This is a genomic window from Streptomyces sp. MS19, from assembly GCF_047200595.1.
In the GTDB taxonomy this organism is placed as follows: domain Bacteria; phylum Actinomycetota; class Actinomycetes; order Streptomycetales; family Streptomycetaceae; genus Streptomyces.
In genome coordinates this window covers 206,408-220,765 of sequence record NZ_JBJZOH010000008.1, presented here as the reverse complement: position 1 = coordinate 220,765, position 14,358 = coordinate 206,408, and the positions used below count along the sequence as shown (strand labels likewise).

The window sequence follows — 14,358 nt, the reverse complement described above, 5'->3', positions numbered from 1 at the left end:
CCACCCGGGCCGGGGGCGCGTCCCTTCCGTCGAGCGGCCGTCAGCGGTCGCCGCTCACTCGAACATGGCGTGCCACTCGTCCGCCACGGCGATCTCCGTCACGTCCTCCGGGGTCAGCCCGGCGAGTTCGGTGTCTCCGGGAGCCGCCTGCGCGTGGATCCGCAGCTCGGCACTGTCCGGGTAGAGCACCATGACCATCACGGTGAATGGCGACTGCCCCGCCCCGCCCTTTCCTCCGGCCGCCTCGACGGTTCCTTCCGTCTCGCAGTAGTACACCGTCGAGCCGTTGTCGAGGAGCCCGTTCGTCTCGCAGCCTGTCCAAGCCGACGCGGCGGGATCGCCGGTGCCGGGCGGTGAGAGGTGGACCCCGACCCGCGCCGGTCCGTCCTCAGGACCGACATGGAAGGCGACGCTGCCGTCTCCCTCCAGCGGAAGGTCGCGGATCTCGGAACCCGAGGGCGCCAGCTCCCGGAAGGTGCTGCGGACGCGGTCGGGGGCCACCGCCATGTCGGCCGACGCGTCCTCCGTGTCTTCCGCGTCGTCCTCCGTCGTCCCGGCCGAGTCCGTGGCCGGGGCCCACCGCTCGTCCACGGTCTTCCGCAGGTCGTCCCACACGGGGGCCGCGGCGATGGCCGAAAGGTCCTCCTGGCTCAGCGGAGCGTCGTCCTCCGCTTCCCCGTCGCCCGTCACCGAGACGGCCAGCTGCCACATCCCCGGGGTCTCGTCACTCCAAGAGGTCTCACCCTCAAGCCATGCCTCCGTGTGCAGGCGAGGCGGACCGTCCGGGTCCACGGGCGTGTCCGCGTCCTCGTACCAGGTGAGGCTGGTGTCGACCGGGCCGCCGGTCGAGAGCTGGGCGTCGTAACAGACATGGACCAGGTCGGGACAGCCCGCCTCCGAGCGCCAGTCGGACGTGTACCACTGGGTGAGCCGCACGGTCAGCTCCGCCGGCCCGGTGTCGCTGTCTATCGTCAGGGTGGCGTAGGGGGAGGCTGTCATGTCCGGTCCCTCGGCGGACGCGCCGCGCACTCCGACGTCCTCGGGCAGCAGTCCGATCAGCGTCTGGAGCATCCCCTGCCCGTCCTCGACGTCCGTGTCGGCGGGTGGCGCGGGGGTCTTTTCGTCCGGCAGCCCGCCCCCCGTGACGGTGACGCCGATGGCGACGGCGACGCCGACGGCCGCCACGGCGAGCCCCGCCGCGGCGGTCGCGGCCCTTCGGCGGCGCAGCCGGGCGCGGCCGTACCGCAGACCGCTGTCGGCGAGCGGGCCCGGGTCCGTGGTGAACGATGTCCCGGCTTCGCGCAGCAGTGTCGCCACCTGCCGCTCCAGCTCCGTCTCCGCGGCCTCTTCGGCGCTGTGATCCCTGTCGTGGTTCATGACTGTTCCTTCCAGCGGTCCTCAGAGAGCGGCGAGTTCGGCGAGATCGGTGGTGCCCAGTTCGGCCCGGAGCCGGGCCAGCGCCCGGCCGGTGCGGGTCCTGACGGCGCTGGAACTCGTGTGCATGGCCTCGGCGGTCTGCTCGATGCTGCGGTCCTCCCAGAAGCGGAGGACCAGCACCGTGCGGTCCTTGGGGGAGAGCGCGGCCAGCGCCCGCAGCAGGGTGACGCGCAGGGGCGAGTCGGTGGCCTCCGTCGCCCGGTCGGGCAGCTCGACTATGGGCTGTTCGGCGCTGCTCCGGCGTCTGGCATGGCTCAGGTAGCACCGGGCCAGGACGGTCTGCGCGTACGCCGGCGGATTGTCGATGGACTTCCGCCGGTGCCAGACGGTGTACATCCGGCCGAGCACCTCCTGCACGAGGTCCTCGGCGAGATGGGTGTCACCCGTCGTCAGCAGACAGGCCGCCCGGTAGAGCCTGCTGCTGTTGCCGACAGCGAACTCGTGGAACGTGTCGTCGTCGCGCCGCCTCATGACGCCCCCTCCCGCGCGGTCGGACCGCCCTCACCTTCACAGAGATGCATCGGCGACGACGGAGTGTCGCACCGGTGACGTCCGCGACGGCGGGGCGCCCTTGCCTCCCGCGTCCCCTCGCACCACGGCCATGCCGGCAGCGGCCTGATCCCTCTCACGTCTGCTCCCGCCCTCCGCGCCTCCCCTGTGGTGACGCCCTCACCTTCTTGACGCGATGAACAGGCCGGAATGTCGCACCGCGTGTCACACGCGGGCGGGAGGAGGACAGGCGGACGGCCCGTCGCACCGCCTCCCCCGTGGGCGGTGCGACGGGCCGAAACGTTTCCGGTCAGGCGCTCAGCACCGTGAAGCCGAGCATCCGCGCGCCCGTCTCGGTGCGCGGCCGGTGGCTGCTGCCCGGTGCGAAGACCACGTACGTCCCCGCCCCGTGCCGCTCCTCGCCCTCGATCACCTCCCCGCTCAGCACGTAGTACCGCTCCTCCGTCGCGTGCTCGTCCGTGTCGGGCCACTCGCTCCCCGGCGCGAAGTCGATCAGCCAGCCCGTCGCGTACTCCGTGCGCGGCAGCCCGCGCCGCACGATGCCGCGCGCCACGTCGACCGGCTCCACGTCCTCGACCCGCACGGCGGTCTTCAGGCCGTCCGTTCCGTTGCTCTCGCTCATGAGGCCACTGTGGACCGGACAGCACCCACCGGCCGAGAGTCCAGACAGACATCCCCAGGTACATTCGTGCCATGCAGCCCCACCGCGTCGTGGCCCTCCTCAACGCACCGCAGTCCCCGTTCGAACTCGCCTGCGCCTCCGAGGTCTTCGGCACGCCCAGGCCCGACCTTCCGGCGCACTACGACTTCCGCGTCTGCACCGAGCACCCAGGCGCCCTCCCCACCACCGCCGGCTACCCGATGCTGGTCGAGGACGGCCCGGCCGCCCTGGAGGAGGCGGACACCGTGCTGATCCCCGGCTGGCAACCGACGGGCGCCCCCGTCTCCCCCGCCCTCCTCGCCGCCCTGCGCGCGGCCCACCGGCGCGGCACGCGGATCGTCTCCATCTGCACGGGCGCGTTCGTCCTCGCCCAGGCCGGGCTGCTCGACGGCCGCCGCGCCACCACCCACTGGCGCCGCACGGCCCAGCTCGCCGCCGCCTTCCCCGCCGTACGCGTGGACGCCGACGTGCTGTACGTCGACCACGGCGACGTCGCCACCAGCGCGGGGAGCGGCGCGGGCATCGACCTGTGTCTGCACCTCGTGCGTTCCGACCACGGCGCCGCCTACGCCGCCCAGGTCGCCCGCAGCATGGTCCTCCCGCCGCACCGCGAGGGCAGCCAGCTCCAGTACGCCGTGCAGCCCGCCCCCGGACGGCCCGACGAGTCCCTGGCGCCGCTGCTCGAATGGGCCACCGCCAGGCTCGGCACGCGGCTGACCCTCGCCTGCCTCGCCGAACGCGCCGGGCTGTCCCCCCGCACCCTCGCCCGCCGGTTCACCGAACAGCTCGGCACCAGCCCGGGGCAGTGGCTCCTCGCCCAGCGCATCGCCGCCGCACGCGCCCTGCTGGAGGAGACGGACCTCCCCGTCGAGGCCGTCGCCACCCGCGTCGGCCTCGCCTCGGCGGTCAACCTGCGGCGCCGCTTCCGGGCCGCACTCGGCACCACCCCCGGCGCCTACCGCCGCACCTTCGGCGCGGCCCGCTGAACCCCGGCGCGGCGCACGGCGCCCGCGACACCCCCCGCGTGCAGGATGGGAGACCGCGGGGGCACGAGGCGGAAGGTGGTCCCCCATGCCCGCACAGCGCGCGGTGCCCGACGTCCTGGTGGTCGGCGCCGGGATCGCCGGACTCGTCTGCGCCCTCGACCTGACGCGCGCCGGACTGCGTGTCGCCGTCCTGGAGTCGTCGGACGGTGTGGGCGGCCGGATGCGCAGCGACCGCTACGACGGCTTCACGATCGACCGCGGCTTCCAGGTGTTCAACACGGCTTATCCCCAGGTGCGCAGACGCCTCAGCCTGCCCGCGCTGCGGCTGCGCCCGTTCATCCGGGGCGTGCTGATGCACACCGGCCACGGCCGCCTGCGGCTCGCCGACCCGACCCGCGACCCCCGCCGGGCCGCCGCCCTCATCCCCGGCAGGACCGCGAGCGCCCGCGACCTGCTGGCCCTCGCCCGCCTCGGCGCCGCCGACGCGCTGCTGCCCGCCCGCCGCCTCAAGACCGCGCCGGAAGGGACCACGCGCGCCGCGCTGTCCGCCGCCGGCTTCACCGACGCGTTCACCGACACGTTCTTCCGCCCGTTCCTGGCGGGTGTCTTCCTGGAGGACGAACTGGCCACGTCCAGCCGCGTCTTCCACCTCGTCTGGCGCAGCATGCTGCGCGGCACGCTCTGCCTGCCGGACGAAGGCATCGGCGCCGTCCCCCGCCGGCTCGCCGACACGCTGCCCCCGGGAACCGTACGGCTCGGACACCCGGTGGCCCGCCTCACCGAGGGCGGCGTGCTGACGGCGGACGGCCGTGAACTCCCCGCGCGCGCCGTCGTCGTCGCCACCGACCCCGCCACCGCCGGGTACCTCCTCCCCGGCCTGCCGGTCCCGCCCGGCCGCACCGTCACCACGTACTACCACGCCGCAGAACGCTCCCCGGTGTCCGAGCCCGTCCTGCTCACCGACACGCGCCTGCGCATCCTCAACACGTGCGTGCTCAGCGACGCCGTGCCCGGCTACGCCCCACCAGGCACCGCCCTCGTCGCCACCTCCGTACTGGGCCCGGATCACCCGGGCCGGGCGAGTGACCTGCTGCCCGTACTCGCCGAGATCTACGGCACGGACACCACACGCTGGGACCCCGTGACCACCCGTGAAGTCTCCGGCGCCCTCCCCGCCATGCCGCCACCCCAGCCGCTCAGCCGCCCCAGCCCCGCCGACATCGGCCGCCACCGCTACGTGTGCGGCGACCACCGCGCAACGGGCTCCGTGCAGGGCGCCATGGCCTCCGGCACGCGCGCCGCCCGCGAGGTGCTGCGCGACCTGACACGCACGGACCGCTGACCGGCCCCCGCGTCCGCCCCGTTGACGGGACAGCGGTCCGCCGCCGCACTCAGACCTCGATCACGGTCACGCGGGGCCACACAGGTGCGGCTCGTGACCGGCCCGGCGGCGCTCAGAGCGGTCGCGCCGAGCATGGCGTCGATGGCGTACCCGTGACCACGAACGGCTGCGCGAGCACGGGTCACACCCCACCCCCGGACCCCCGGCGGCCACCCTCACAGAACGCGCCACCGCACCCGATCGCTCCCTGCTGCGCAGGCGCACTGGCCCCCGCCGCCTCCCCCTCCGGCAACAGCGCCCAGTCCCGGCCGCTCAACTTCCACCCGTGGCCCTGGGGCGCCCCGCACCACGCCGACGTGCTCGCCGCCAGCCCCCAGCACCACTTCGCCGGCGTGGCCGACGACGGACGCGGCGCGCGAACGCCTCGACGCCCCGCCGACCGCGCGGACGGCGGCGGAGTCGGCGTACCGCGGCGGCCGACGCGAACGCCCGCCGCACCCTGTGGGAGACCCTGGCCACCGCGTTGCCCCTCCTGCCGCCCGAACCCCCGGCCGGCGCCACGCGCCACTCGGGCCTGCCCGAACTCCTCGCCCTCGCGACACGGCGCCTCCCCACCGCGCTCACCGGCTGACGGGGACCCACCCGCCGCCGCGCGGAGCGGAGGCCCTACAGTCCCCGCCTGTGACCGAGCTGCCCTCCTCCCTCCGCGCGACGGCCGACGCCTACGACGCCATCGCCACCGTCTACGCCGACTTCGTCTGCGACGCCCTGGACGACCTCCCCCTGGACCGCGCCGTCCTCGCGGCCTTCGCCGACTGCGTACGCGCCACCGGCGGCGGCCCCGTCGCCGAACTCGGCTGCGGCCCCGGCCAGACGACGGCGCACCTGCGGGACCTCGGCCTGGACGCCTTCGGCATCGACCTGTCGCCCGTCATGGTCGGCCTGGCCCGCGAGGCGTACCCCGGCCTGCGGTTCGAGGTGGGCTCCATGGACGCCCTCGACCTGCCCGACGGCACGCTGCGCGGCGTCCTGTCGTGGTACTCGGTCATCCACGCCGAGCCGCACCGGGTGCCCGCGTACCTGGCCGAGTTCCGCCGGGTCCTCGCGCCCGGCGGCCACCTGCTGCTCGCGTTCTTCGAGGCGGAGGGCGGGCCCGTCACGCCGTTCGACCACAAGGTCCTGACGGCCTACCGGTGGCCGGTGGACGACATGGCGGCGCTCGCCGCCGACGCCGGGTTCGCCGAGGTCGGCCGGATGCTGCGCGAGCCGGGCGAGGGGGAGCGGTTCCGGCGCGGCCACCTGGTGCTGCGCGCAGCGGCCTGACCCGCGCCCCGCCCCCTCACCTCTCCCGGAGCCTGGCGGCGAGCGGCGGCGAGTGGTACGCGGCGCCCCGGCCGCCGAGCCACGCGTCGAGGTCGGGCCGGTGCGGCCTGGCCCCGCCGAGCAGGTAGAGGCCGACGAGCAGCAGCGCGCCGACCAGCGTGATCGCCAGCACGATGGCGACCGTCGTCCGGTAGCCGCTGTCCGTGACGCCCCGGTCCTGCGCGAAGTGCAGCAGGACCGGGCCGACGAGGAACGCGGCTTCCGAGCGCAGCAGTTCGACCAGCGCGAAGATCGAGCCGATCGCCGCCGCCGGCACCGACAGGCCCGCCAGGAACAGCCCCGGCGTCACCCCGGCCCCCGCCCCGTACCCGAGGAGCAGTGCGGCGACCGGGACGACGGCGGCCGCGTTCGACGCGCTGAGCGTCAGCAGTACGACCGACGCCGCCGCGATGCTGAGCAGCCCGGACAGCGCCAGCACCGGCGTCCAGCGCGTCGGCAGCAGCCGCCGGAAGATGAGGGCCGCGACCAGCACTCCGAGGAGTTGCGTGGTGAGCAGCGCGCCGACCTTGACGGGGCTGTAGCGCGGCGCGGCCAGCAGGAACACTTCGGTCAGCTCGACGAGGGTGGTGAACGTCGCTCCCGTGATCATGGCGCCCGCGATCCCGGCCACCGGCAGGGTGTTGCTGATGGGGCGGACCGGCATCAGCGGGTCGCGCGCGCGGTACTGCGCCACGATCAGCACCACGCCGATCAGCAGCCCCACGACGACGGGCAGCAGGAACACGAGGCTGCCGAACGTCGAGCGCGTCAGCCAGGACACGCCGAAGAACGGCAGCACGGTCACCGCCAGCGCGGGCGGGATGGCGAGCCAGTCGAACCCGGCGCCGGGCGCGAGCGGTTCGTTGGGGGAGAAGCTCAGCAGCCCGACGGCGAACCCGGCCGCGGCCAGCACGGCGATGACGCCGAACAGCAGCCGCCAGTCGCCCCCGTCGCCGATGAGCCCGCCGAGCAGCGGCCCGAGCGTCACCATGCCGAACAGCCCGAGGGAGACGACGGCGGCGGTCGTCGGCAGCTCGCGCCGGTTCCGCCGCGTCACGAGCGGGGGCAGCGCGACGACCAGCAGCAGCCCGGTGAACAGCCCCTGGAGGACGATCCCCGTCCCGAACTGCGCGATGCCCCGCGCGCTGAGCGCCACCACCGACGCCACCACGAAGCCCGCCTCGCAGACGAAGTAGACGTGCCGCCGCGGGACCCGCTGGATCAGGTCGGCGGCCGCGACCGCGCCGAAGGCGTACCCGGCGTTGGACAGCCCGATGGCGAGCTGTAGTTCGAACGGGGTGGCGTGCAGCTCGCGCAGCAGCACCGGCCGCATCAGGGAGGTCGCCGTCGTCAGCACGAGGAACGGGCACAGCGCCAGCAGCACCAGCGCGACGGCGGCGGCGTAGTTCCCGGCCAGCGGCGGACGGGCGAGGACGCGGGACACGGACGGGCTGGAGCGCATGGCGCCTCCGGGTTCGTGGTGCGGCGCGCCCGCGGTCCGGCCGGGCGCCGCCCCAGCGTACGGCCCGGTGATCTTGCCACCTCCCGTCTGACACGCCGCCGCCCCGCCCCGCGCGGGAGCCCGCGCGCTTGACACCGGAGGGACGTGCACTACTGTACGCCGTACCGCTTACTGAACGGCGTGCATTAACTCAGTGCCGTGCAATCCACGCCGTGGAACCAACGCTGAAGGTGTTCTTGATGGAATCGCACCGGCTACGCCTCGGACTGCTCGCGCTCACGCAGCTCGTCGTGGCCCTGGACTACAACATCGTCTACGTCGCACTCCCCGACATCGGCCACGACCTGGGCTTCAGCCCGTCGTCCGTCCAGTGGGTGGTCAGCGCCTACGCCGTCGGCCTCGGCGGCCTGCTCCTCTTCGGCGGACGCGCCGCCGACCGCCTCGGAGCGCGCCGCATGTTCATGGCGGGCCTGGCGATCTACGGCGTCGCCTCCCTCGCGGGCGGCCTGGCGCCCGGCGCGGGCACGCTCGTCGCCGCCCGCGCGGTGCAGGGCGTCGGCGGTGCCCTGCTGACCCCCGCGACGCTGACCCTCGTCTACCGGGGCTTCCCCGAGGGCCCCGCACGCAACCGCGCCCTCGGCGCCTGGGGCATGGCGGGCAGCGCGGGCCTGGCCGCGGGCTCCCTCCTGGGCGGCGTCCTCACCAACTATCTCGGCTGGGAGTGGGTGTTCTTCGTCAACGTGCCCCTCGCCCTCGCCTGCGCCCTCGCCGCCCCCCGCCTGCTGCCCCCCGACCCGGCGCGCGCCCCCGGCGGGTTCGACGTCCCGGGCGCCGTCCTGGCCACCGCGGGCTCGGTCCTGCTGGTGTTCGGCCTGGCCAGCGGCACGGACGCCGGCTGGTGGACACCGCGCGGCGCCGGTGCGCTCGCCGCCGGGCTCGTCCTCCTCGTCCTCCTCCTGTTCGTGGAGGCACGCACCCGCGAACCGCTCATCCCCCTGCGCCTCGCACGCGGCCGCGGCCTCGCCACCACCATGGTCGTCATCGCGATCTTCCAGGCGACGCTCGGCGGCGGCTACTACGTCCTCACGTCCTACCTCCAGCTCGTCCTCGGCTACAGCTCACTGGAGGCCGGGCTGACGTTCCTCCCGCTGACCGTCCTGTGCATGCTCGCCGCCCTGAAGTTCACCCCGCCACTCCTCGGCCGCTGGGGCATCCGCACCACCCTCGTCACCTCGACGCTCGGCACCGGCGTGGGCATCGGCATGCTGGTCGTGGGCACCACCCCCGGCGGCGGCTTCTGGACCTTGCTGCCCGGCAGCGTGGTGTGGGGGATATGCGGCGGCGTCGCGTTCGTCACGCTGTTCGCCGCCGCGGGCGCGGGTGTCGCGCCGCACGAGCAGGGCGTCGCGTCCGGCCTGGCCAGCACCACCAAGGAGATCGGCGGCGCACTCGGCCTCGCCCTCGTCGTCGCCCTCGCGACCGGCGCGTCCGACCTGCTCGACGGCCTCCACGCCGCCGGCTGGACCGCCGCGGCCCTCACCGTCGCGGGCGGCCTGTCGGCCCTCGCCCTCAAGTCCGACCGCCCCGCACCCCGGCGGCCCGCCGCCCCGAAAACCCTTGAAGGAGCAGGCAAGTGAGCAGTACCGACGACCTCATCCACGGGTACCTGGAGATCTGGAACGAGCGCGACACCACCGCCCGCCGCGCGCTCATGAAGACCGTCCTCACCGACGACTCGTTCTACTCCGACCCCGACCACGCGGCCCTGCGCGGGCACGCCGAACTGTCGGACGCCATCGGCCGGGCGCAGCCGCAGTTCGGCGACCTGCGCTTCACCCTCGGCACCCTGATCGGCGCCCACCACGACCGCGCGCTGTTCACGTGGCGGCTCGGCCCCGCCGCGACCGGCTACGACGTCGTGGAGTTCGCCGGGAACCGCATCCGCTCCGTCACGGGGTTCTTCGTCACCGGCTGACGGGCTCGCCGGTCTCCGCGTCGAGCCACTCCGTGCCGCCGATCATGTAGTTCATCTCCCGCTGGTCGCCGACGGCGCTGGTGCGGAACGGCTCCCCGTCGTCGTCGATCCGCAGGGTCCCCGACCGGTCGCCGCTCGACCAGTCGAGTTCGAGGTACCAGTCGACGGACCGCTCCTCGGCGCGCACGGTGGCGTAGAACACCAGCGGCTCGCTCTCGTCCACCCACAGGGGCAGGTCGTCCTGCCCGGCCACCGCCGTCGGCCGCGGCGAGGCGGCGTCCAGGTCGATGTCGAACGCGCTGGTCCGCACGGGCCCGCCGCCGCAGGCGGAGTAGCCGCCGTACAGCTCCCAGGGCAGCGGTTCGCCGGTCGCCGTGACCCGTACGCGCAGGTCGCGCAGGACGACCGTCTCCGCGCCCGTGCCCTGGACGGCCAGCTCGACGAGCTGCTCGCCCGCAGGGACGGCCTCCAGGGCGCGCACCCACCCGGCGGCGTCCGTCTCGGTCGGCGGCGGGGGCACCTGGGCGGGCGGCAGATCCACGAGGTAGCGGCCCTCGCACTGGTCGAAGGCGTACGGCCGGGCCGTCACGGCGAGCGGCGCGTCCTCGGCGCTCCCGTCGTCCAGGAGGGCGGCCAGGTCTTCTGCCGCGCCCCCGTCGTCCCCGCCGGCCGTCAGCAGGCCCACGAGCAGGGCGATCGCCACGACGGCGGCGACGGCCCCCGCCCCGGCCAACGCCACCCGGAGCCCCTGCCGGCGCACCTCCGGCACGGGCGCGGCGTGCGTCTCCACCGGAACGGCCGGGGGCGGCGGCGGCCCCTTCCGTTCCCGCTCACGCTGCCGCGCCGTGTCGGCGGCGATCCACCGCCGGTGCAGCTCGGCCTGCTCCTCGGGCGTCGCCCGGCACAGCCGCGCCAGCCGCTCCACCGTCCCGAACTCCGGCGGCAGCGCCTCCCCGCGGCAGTAGCGGTGCAGCGTGGACGCGCTCATGTGCAGCCGCTTCGCCAGCACGCCGTAGCTCAGCCCCGAGCGGTCCTTCCACTCCATCAGCAGCGCCGCGAGTTCCGCCGTCTCCACACCCGACACCGCCACAACCCCGTCCTCACACACCATCCCGGCAACGCGCAGGCCCCACCCTAGGCCGAACCCCCCACCCCGCCGAACCGGCCTCCACGCACCAGGAGAACGCGTCCCGACCGCGGTCGGATGACCGGGAGACCGCCACGCCGGAGGCTGTCGCACCGTCCGCGTCGAGGGACCGACCAAGCGCTACGGCCGCGGGACGGCGGTGGACGACCTGTCGTTCACCGTCAGGACCGGAAGGGTGACCGGCTTCCTCGGCCCACGGCCCGCAAGGCGCTCGCCGGACTGGCGCGGCCGACAGCGGGCCGCGCGTACGCCCACCCCGGCAGGACCGGCCGCGCGCACCCGTGCTCCCTCGCCGCCGCGCTGCTCGGCGACCCGGAGATCGCCGAGCACCACGTCGTGACCGCGCCCAGGCCGTGGTCCACGCCTACGAGAACGGCCTCGTCGTCCCCGGCGCCGCGCCCTGAGCCCGGGAACGGCCCGGTCTCACCTGCCCTCGGCCAGCGTGTGCGCGACGAGCGCGTTGGCGTGGCCGTGGCCGAGGCCGTGCTCGGACTTGAGCCAGGCGACGAGTTCCATGTGCCTGGTCAGCGGCGAGGCGCGGATGAGCTCCTGCCACTCCGCTATCGGGCGGCCGTACTTCTTCTCGATCGCCGGGAAGTAGCTGGCGGGTCCCTTGGGGGGCGTGGTCATACGAGGCTCTCCTGTCGCTCGGCGCGGGTGCCGGCGCGGTCCCGGCGGCTGTCAGCGTACTGCCGCCGCCGCGCATCGGGCCAGGTCAGACGGGCTGTCAGCACGCTGAGCCCGAGCAGGCCGAGTCCCGCCCCCGCGGTGAACGCCGCGACGGTGGCGGCCGAGGCGGCGACACCGGCGAGGACCCCGGCCGGCAGGAGGCGCGCGGCGAACGCCCAGCCGCGCCGCCGCCGGGCGGCGAAGTGCCGCGCGAGGACGAGGAACGCGGCGCACAGCGCGAGATACCCGACCATGCCCGCCAGCATGTGGACGGTGCCATGCGCGCTCAGCGACGCGACCCGTTCCTCGGGGGCACCGGCGGGGAACCCGGCCCCCGGATCGGCGCGGAACACCCCGGCGACCACGAACGAGACCCCGAACGCCCCGATCAGCCGGGGCCCCCACGTACCGCCGGGCCCACCGCCCAGCGCCCGGCGCACCGCGACCGCGCCCCCGGCGACCAGCGGGCCGGTGAGGAGGAAGACGGCCACCTGCACCCACCCGAGGGCGCCGAGGCCGAGCTGGCTGAGGGCGTTGCGGCCGAAGTCGAACCCGTCCCGTGCCAGCCCCTGGACCAGCCCTGCCACCAGGAAGAACGGGCCTGCCGCGACACCGGCTGCCGCCAGACCCCGCGGCACCGGCCGGACCGGTGGTTCGAGCGTCCCGGACATCATGAGCGGGCCTTGAGGGCGCGGCGGGACGCGGCGACGACGGGGGCGGTCCCGAGGCGGGGGCCGTCCGTGCCGGACACGCGCGTCACCGCCTCCACGACGCCGTCCGTCGAGATGAACGGGCCCGCCCCGCTCCTGCGTAGTGCGGTCATGCGGTCACTCCTCGTGAGAACTGCCCGCGGACCGCGGGCACAGTCGAACGAGAAGTGAGCTTGTACTTTGCAAGCAAGCTTTGTCAATCGCATCACGGGTTAGGATCTGCACCATGGCGACCCGCGAGTACGGACAGTTCTGCGGCCTGGCCCGCGCGATGGAGATGGTGGGGGAACGGTGGGCGATGCTGGTCGTCCGCGACCTCCTCAACGGGCCCCGGCGCTACACGGACCTGCGCAGAGGGCTGCCCGCCATCCCCACCAACATCCTGTCGAGCCGCCTCAAGCAGCTCGAAGAGGCCGGCCTGGCCACCCGCCGCGCCCTGCCGCACCCCGAACGCGCGGTCGTCTACGAACTCACCGACTACGGGCGGGACCTCGAACCGGCGCTCGTCGCCCTGGGCCGCTGGGGCGCCAGGACGATGACCGAGCCGCGCCCCGGCGAGGCGATCACGGCCGAAGCGGTGGCCATGTCGTTCCGCACCGCCTTCCGCCCTGAGGCGGCCCGGGGCGCCACCATCGGATTCGAGGTCCGGATGGGCGACTTCACCCTCCGCCTCCAGATCACCGACGGCGCGCTGACCGTCGGCCTCGGCGAGCACCCCGCCCCCGACCTGGTCGTCGAACGCCTCTCGGGCCACCCCGTCCGCGAGCTGATGAGCGGCACCAGGACCCCCGCCGACGTGCTGGCCGAAGGCACCCTCCGCACCCAGGGCGACCCCGCCCTCCTCGACCGCTTCACCGAGCTGTTCCGCTTCTGACCGCCCCTCCGGTACCCGGTCCTGGCCGGGTACCGGAGGGGCGGTCAGGCGGCGCAGGTGCCGCCGTTGAGGGTGAAGGCGGTCGGGGGCGGGTTCTGGGCGCCGCGGCTGCCGTTGAACCCGATGGTGACCGAGGCGCCGGGTGCGAGGCGCCGGTTCCGGTCCAGGGCGGTCGCGGTGACGCTCGCGCCCTGCTGGGACCGGTTCGCCGACCAGCCCTGGGTGACGCGCTGCCCGGCGGGGAAGTCCCAGCCCAGTTCCCAGCCGTCCAGCGGCGCGGTCCCGGTATGGGTGATCCGCACCTCGCCCGTGAAGCCGCTCGACCAGTCGCCGGCCACCCGGCAGGTGGCCGGCCCCGTCCCGCCGGCTGTCCGGACGGCCAGTGGCGGCGAGGGCGGGGAGACGTTGCCCGCGGCGTCCCGCGCGGTGACGGCGAAGGTGTAGGGGGTGTCCGGTTCGAGCCCGGTGACGGTGTGGCTCGTCACGGTGCCCCCGCCGACGCGGGTGAGGGTCCCGTCCGCGGCCACCCGGTGCACGTCGTACCCGGTGACCCCCGGGTGTCGGAGGCCGCGGGCCAGCTCAGCTCGGCGCTGCCTCGCCGCCCTGGGGCAGCACGAGGTGGGTGATCGAGTCGGCGGGGAAGGTGGCGGTGAAGCCGCCGCCGGTCACGGGCTGGTCGGCCTCGCGGACGATGCCCGTCAGGTCGGCCGGGCCGTAGCGGTAGACCTCCGCCGTGCCCGCCGCGGCGCCGGTCAGCGACACCGGGCTGGTGAGGTCCTCGCCGCTCTTGTTGACCACCATGAGGGTCAGCGCGCCGTCCGCCTCGCGGCGCGCCGCGTGGACGGCGAGCCGCTCCTGGTCGGCGCTGGCGGCCGCGAGCGAGGTGTCGCCGAACGCGCCGCCCCTGCCGTCGTGGTCGCGGTACATCCGGAACGCGTGCGCGACCGGCGCGTCGGCCGCCGGGGCCGTCCACAGCGCGGCCATGTCCAGGCCCTCGCGCCCGAAGATGCCGAGCACGTCGGCCTGCGCCAGGGCGCCGTTGATGTGCCCGTGGGCGCCCCAGTTGTACTCGGTGACGGCCAGCTTGGTGCCCGGGTAGTGCGCGTCCACCAGGTCCCGCATCCGCGGGATGAACCGCACCGGCCGGCCGATCCAGCTCTCGTCCACGTACGTCGGGTCCCACAGCTGGCGGGTGGACCGCAGCCGCAGCTCCTGGCTGAAGG

General features: G+C 74.8%; 16 protein-coding genes and 1 pseudogene. 7 read left to right on the top strand and 10 right to left on the bottom strand.

Translation table 11 applies throughout. The features are described 5' to 3' along the window. Nucleotides 1-54: 54 nt before the first annotated feature. The 3 genes from ACL02R_RS11790 to ACL02R_RS11780 all read right to left on the bottom strand — a co-directional run bounded on the left by ACL02R_RS11790 (nucleotide 55) and on the right by ACL02R_RS11780 (nucleotide 2,569). The gene (locus tag ACL02R_RS11790; RefSeq protein ID WP_412796803.1) at nucleotides 55-1,377 is read right to left on the bottom strand and encodes a hypothetical protein; all 1,323 of its coding nucleotides are present in this window, start codon (nucleotides 1,375-1,377) and stop codon (nucleotides 55-57) included. A 21-nt stretch (nucleotides 1,378-1,398) separates the two neighbouring features. Then, nucleotides 1,399-1,908, bottom strand: a complete 510-nt coding sequence (locus ACL02R_RS11785; protein ID WP_412796802.1) for a SigE family RNA polymerase sigma factor — start codon at nucleotides 1,906-1,908, stop codon at nucleotides 1,399-1,401. A 328-nt stretch (nucleotides 1,909-2,236) separates the two neighbouring features. Further along, on the bottom strand, nucleotides 2,237-2,569 hold the full coding sequence (locus ACL02R_RS11780; RefSeq protein ID WP_412796801.1) for a cupin domain-containing protein: 333 nt from the start codon (nucleotides 2,567-2,569) through the stop codon (nucleotides 2,237-2,239). Between the two features lie 71 nt (nucleotides 2,570-2,640). Between ACL02R_RS11780 and ACL02R_RS11775 the strand changes: the two genes are divergently transcribed. The 3 genes from ACL02R_RS11775 (at nucleotide 2,641) to ACL02R_RS11765 (ending at nucleotide 6,259) form a co-directional block, all read left to right on the top strand. Then, nucleotides 2,641-3,594: a helix-turn-helix domain-containing protein gene (locus tag ACL02R_RS11775; protein WP_412796800.1), complete on the top strand. Its 954-nt coding sequence runs from the start codon at nucleotides 2,641-2,643 to the stop codon at nucleotides 3,592-3,594. An 85-nt stretch (nucleotides 3,595-3,679) separates the two neighbouring features. Then, entirely contained in the window at nucleotides 3,680-4,936 is a 1,257-nt protein-coding gene (locus ACL02R_RS11770) for an NAD(P)/FAD-dependent oxidoreductase (RefSeq protein ID WP_412796799.1), read from the top strand. A 681-nt stretch (nucleotides 4,937-5,617) separates the two neighbouring features. Beyond that, nucleotides 5,618-6,259 carry a class I SAM-dependent methyltransferase gene (locus tag ACL02R_RS11765; protein ID WP_412796798.1) on the top strand — a complete coding sequence of 214 codons (642 nt, stop codon included), beginning with the start codon at nucleotides 5,618-5,620 and terminating at the stop codon, nucleotides 6,257-6,259. A gap of 16 nt (nucleotides 6,260-6,275) precedes the next feature. Here the strand turns inward: ACL02R_RS11765 and ACL02R_RS11760 are convergent, their stop codons facing one another. Then, entirely contained in the window at nucleotides 6,276-7,760 is a 1,485-nt protein-coding gene (locus tag ACL02R_RS11760) for an MFS transporter (protein ID WP_412796797.1), read from the bottom strand. Nucleotides 7,761-7,999: 239 nt separating this feature from the next. On the opposite strand from ACL02R_RS11760, the gene ACL02R_RS11755 reads away from it, so the two are divergent. After that, nucleotides 8,000-9,397, top strand: coding sequence for an MFS transporter (locus ACL02R_RS11755; RefSeq protein ID WP_412796796.1), 1,398 nt, complete (start codon nucleotides 8,000-8,002; stop codon nucleotides 9,395-9,397). Beyond that, nucleotides 9,394-9,735 carry a nuclear transport factor 2 family protein gene (locus ACL02R_RS11750; protein ID WP_412796795.1) on the top strand — a complete coding sequence of 114 codons (342 nt, stop codon included), beginning with the start codon at nucleotides 9,394-9,396 and terminating at the stop codon, nucleotides 9,733-9,735. Before ACL02R_RS11755 ends, ACL02R_RS11750 begins: the two co-directional genes overlap by 4 nt. Here the strand turns inward: ACL02R_RS11750 and ACL02R_RS11745 are convergent. Beyond that, nucleotides 9,725-10,825, bottom strand: coding sequence for a helix-turn-helix domain-containing protein (locus tag ACL02R_RS11745; protein WP_412796794.1), 1,101 nt, complete (start codon nucleotides 10,823-10,825; stop codon nucleotides 9,725-9,727). The genes ACL02R_RS11750 and ACL02R_RS11745 overlap by 11 nt on opposite strands. A gap of 196 nt (nucleotides 10,826-11,021) precedes the next feature. Between ACL02R_RS11745 and ACL02R_RS11740 the strand changes: the two are divergent. Continuing rightward, a pseudogene (locus ACL02R_RS11740) lies at nucleotides 11,022-11,179 on the top strand (ABC transporter ATP-binding protein); the annotation flags it as partial. A gap of 126 nt (nucleotides 11,180-11,305) precedes the next feature. Here ACL02R_RS11740 and ACL02R_RS11735 read toward each other — a convergent pair. The 3 genes from ACL02R_RS11735 to ACL02R_RS11725 are packed head-to-tail and all read right to left on the bottom strand — an operon-like array spanning nucleotide 11,306 to nucleotide 12,374. Beyond that, the gene (locus ACL02R_RS11735; RefSeq protein WP_412796793.1) at nucleotides 11,306-11,512 is read right to left on the bottom strand and encodes a DUF4287 domain-containing protein; all 207 of its coding nucleotides are present in this window, start codon (nucleotides 11,510-11,512) and stop codon (nucleotides 11,306-11,308) included. After that, on the bottom strand, nucleotides 11,509-12,225 hold the full coding sequence (locus ACL02R_RS11730) for a DUF998 domain-containing protein (RefSeq protein WP_412796792.1): 717 nt from the start codon (nucleotides 12,223-12,225) through the stop codon (nucleotides 11,509-11,511). The genes ACL02R_RS11735 and ACL02R_RS11730 overlap by 4 nt, the downstream gene beginning before the upstream one ends. After that, complete coding sequence (locus tag ACL02R_RS11725) at nucleotides 12,222-12,374, bottom strand: hypothetical protein (RefSeq protein WP_412796791.1); 153 nt, start codon at nucleotides 12,372-12,374, stop codon at nucleotides 12,222-12,224. Before ACL02R_RS11725 ends, ACL02R_RS11730 begins: the two co-directional genes overlap by 4 nt. Nucleotides 12,375-12,487: 113 nt before the next feature. On the opposite strand from ACL02R_RS11725, the gene ACL02R_RS11720 reads away from it, so the two are divergent. Then, a complete protein-coding gene (locus ACL02R_RS11720) occupies nucleotides 12,488-13,135 on the top strand; it encodes a winged helix-turn-helix transcriptional regulator (RefSeq protein WP_412796790.1) in 648 nt (215 codons plus the stop codon). A gap of 44 nt (nucleotides 13,136-13,179) precedes the next feature. Here ACL02R_RS11720 and ACL02R_RS11715 read toward each other — a convergent pair whose 3' ends face one another. Together ACL02R_RS11715 and ACL02R_RS11710 are read right to left on the bottom strand one after the other, a co-directional pair. Further along, nucleotides 13,180-13,713 (bottom strand): cellulose binding domain-containing protein, encoded by a 534-nt coding sequence (locus tag ACL02R_RS11715; protein WP_412796821.1) that lies wholly within the window; start codon nucleotides 13,711-13,713, stop codon nucleotides 13,180-13,182. Nucleotide 13,714: 1 nt separating this feature from the next. Continuing rightward, nucleotides 13,715-14,302: a hypothetical protein gene (locus ACL02R_RS11710; protein ID WP_412796789.1), complete on the bottom strand. Its 588-nt coding sequence runs from the start codon at nucleotides 14,300-14,302 to the stop codon at nucleotides 13,715-13,717. Nucleotides 14,303-14,358: the final 56 nt, after the last annotated feature.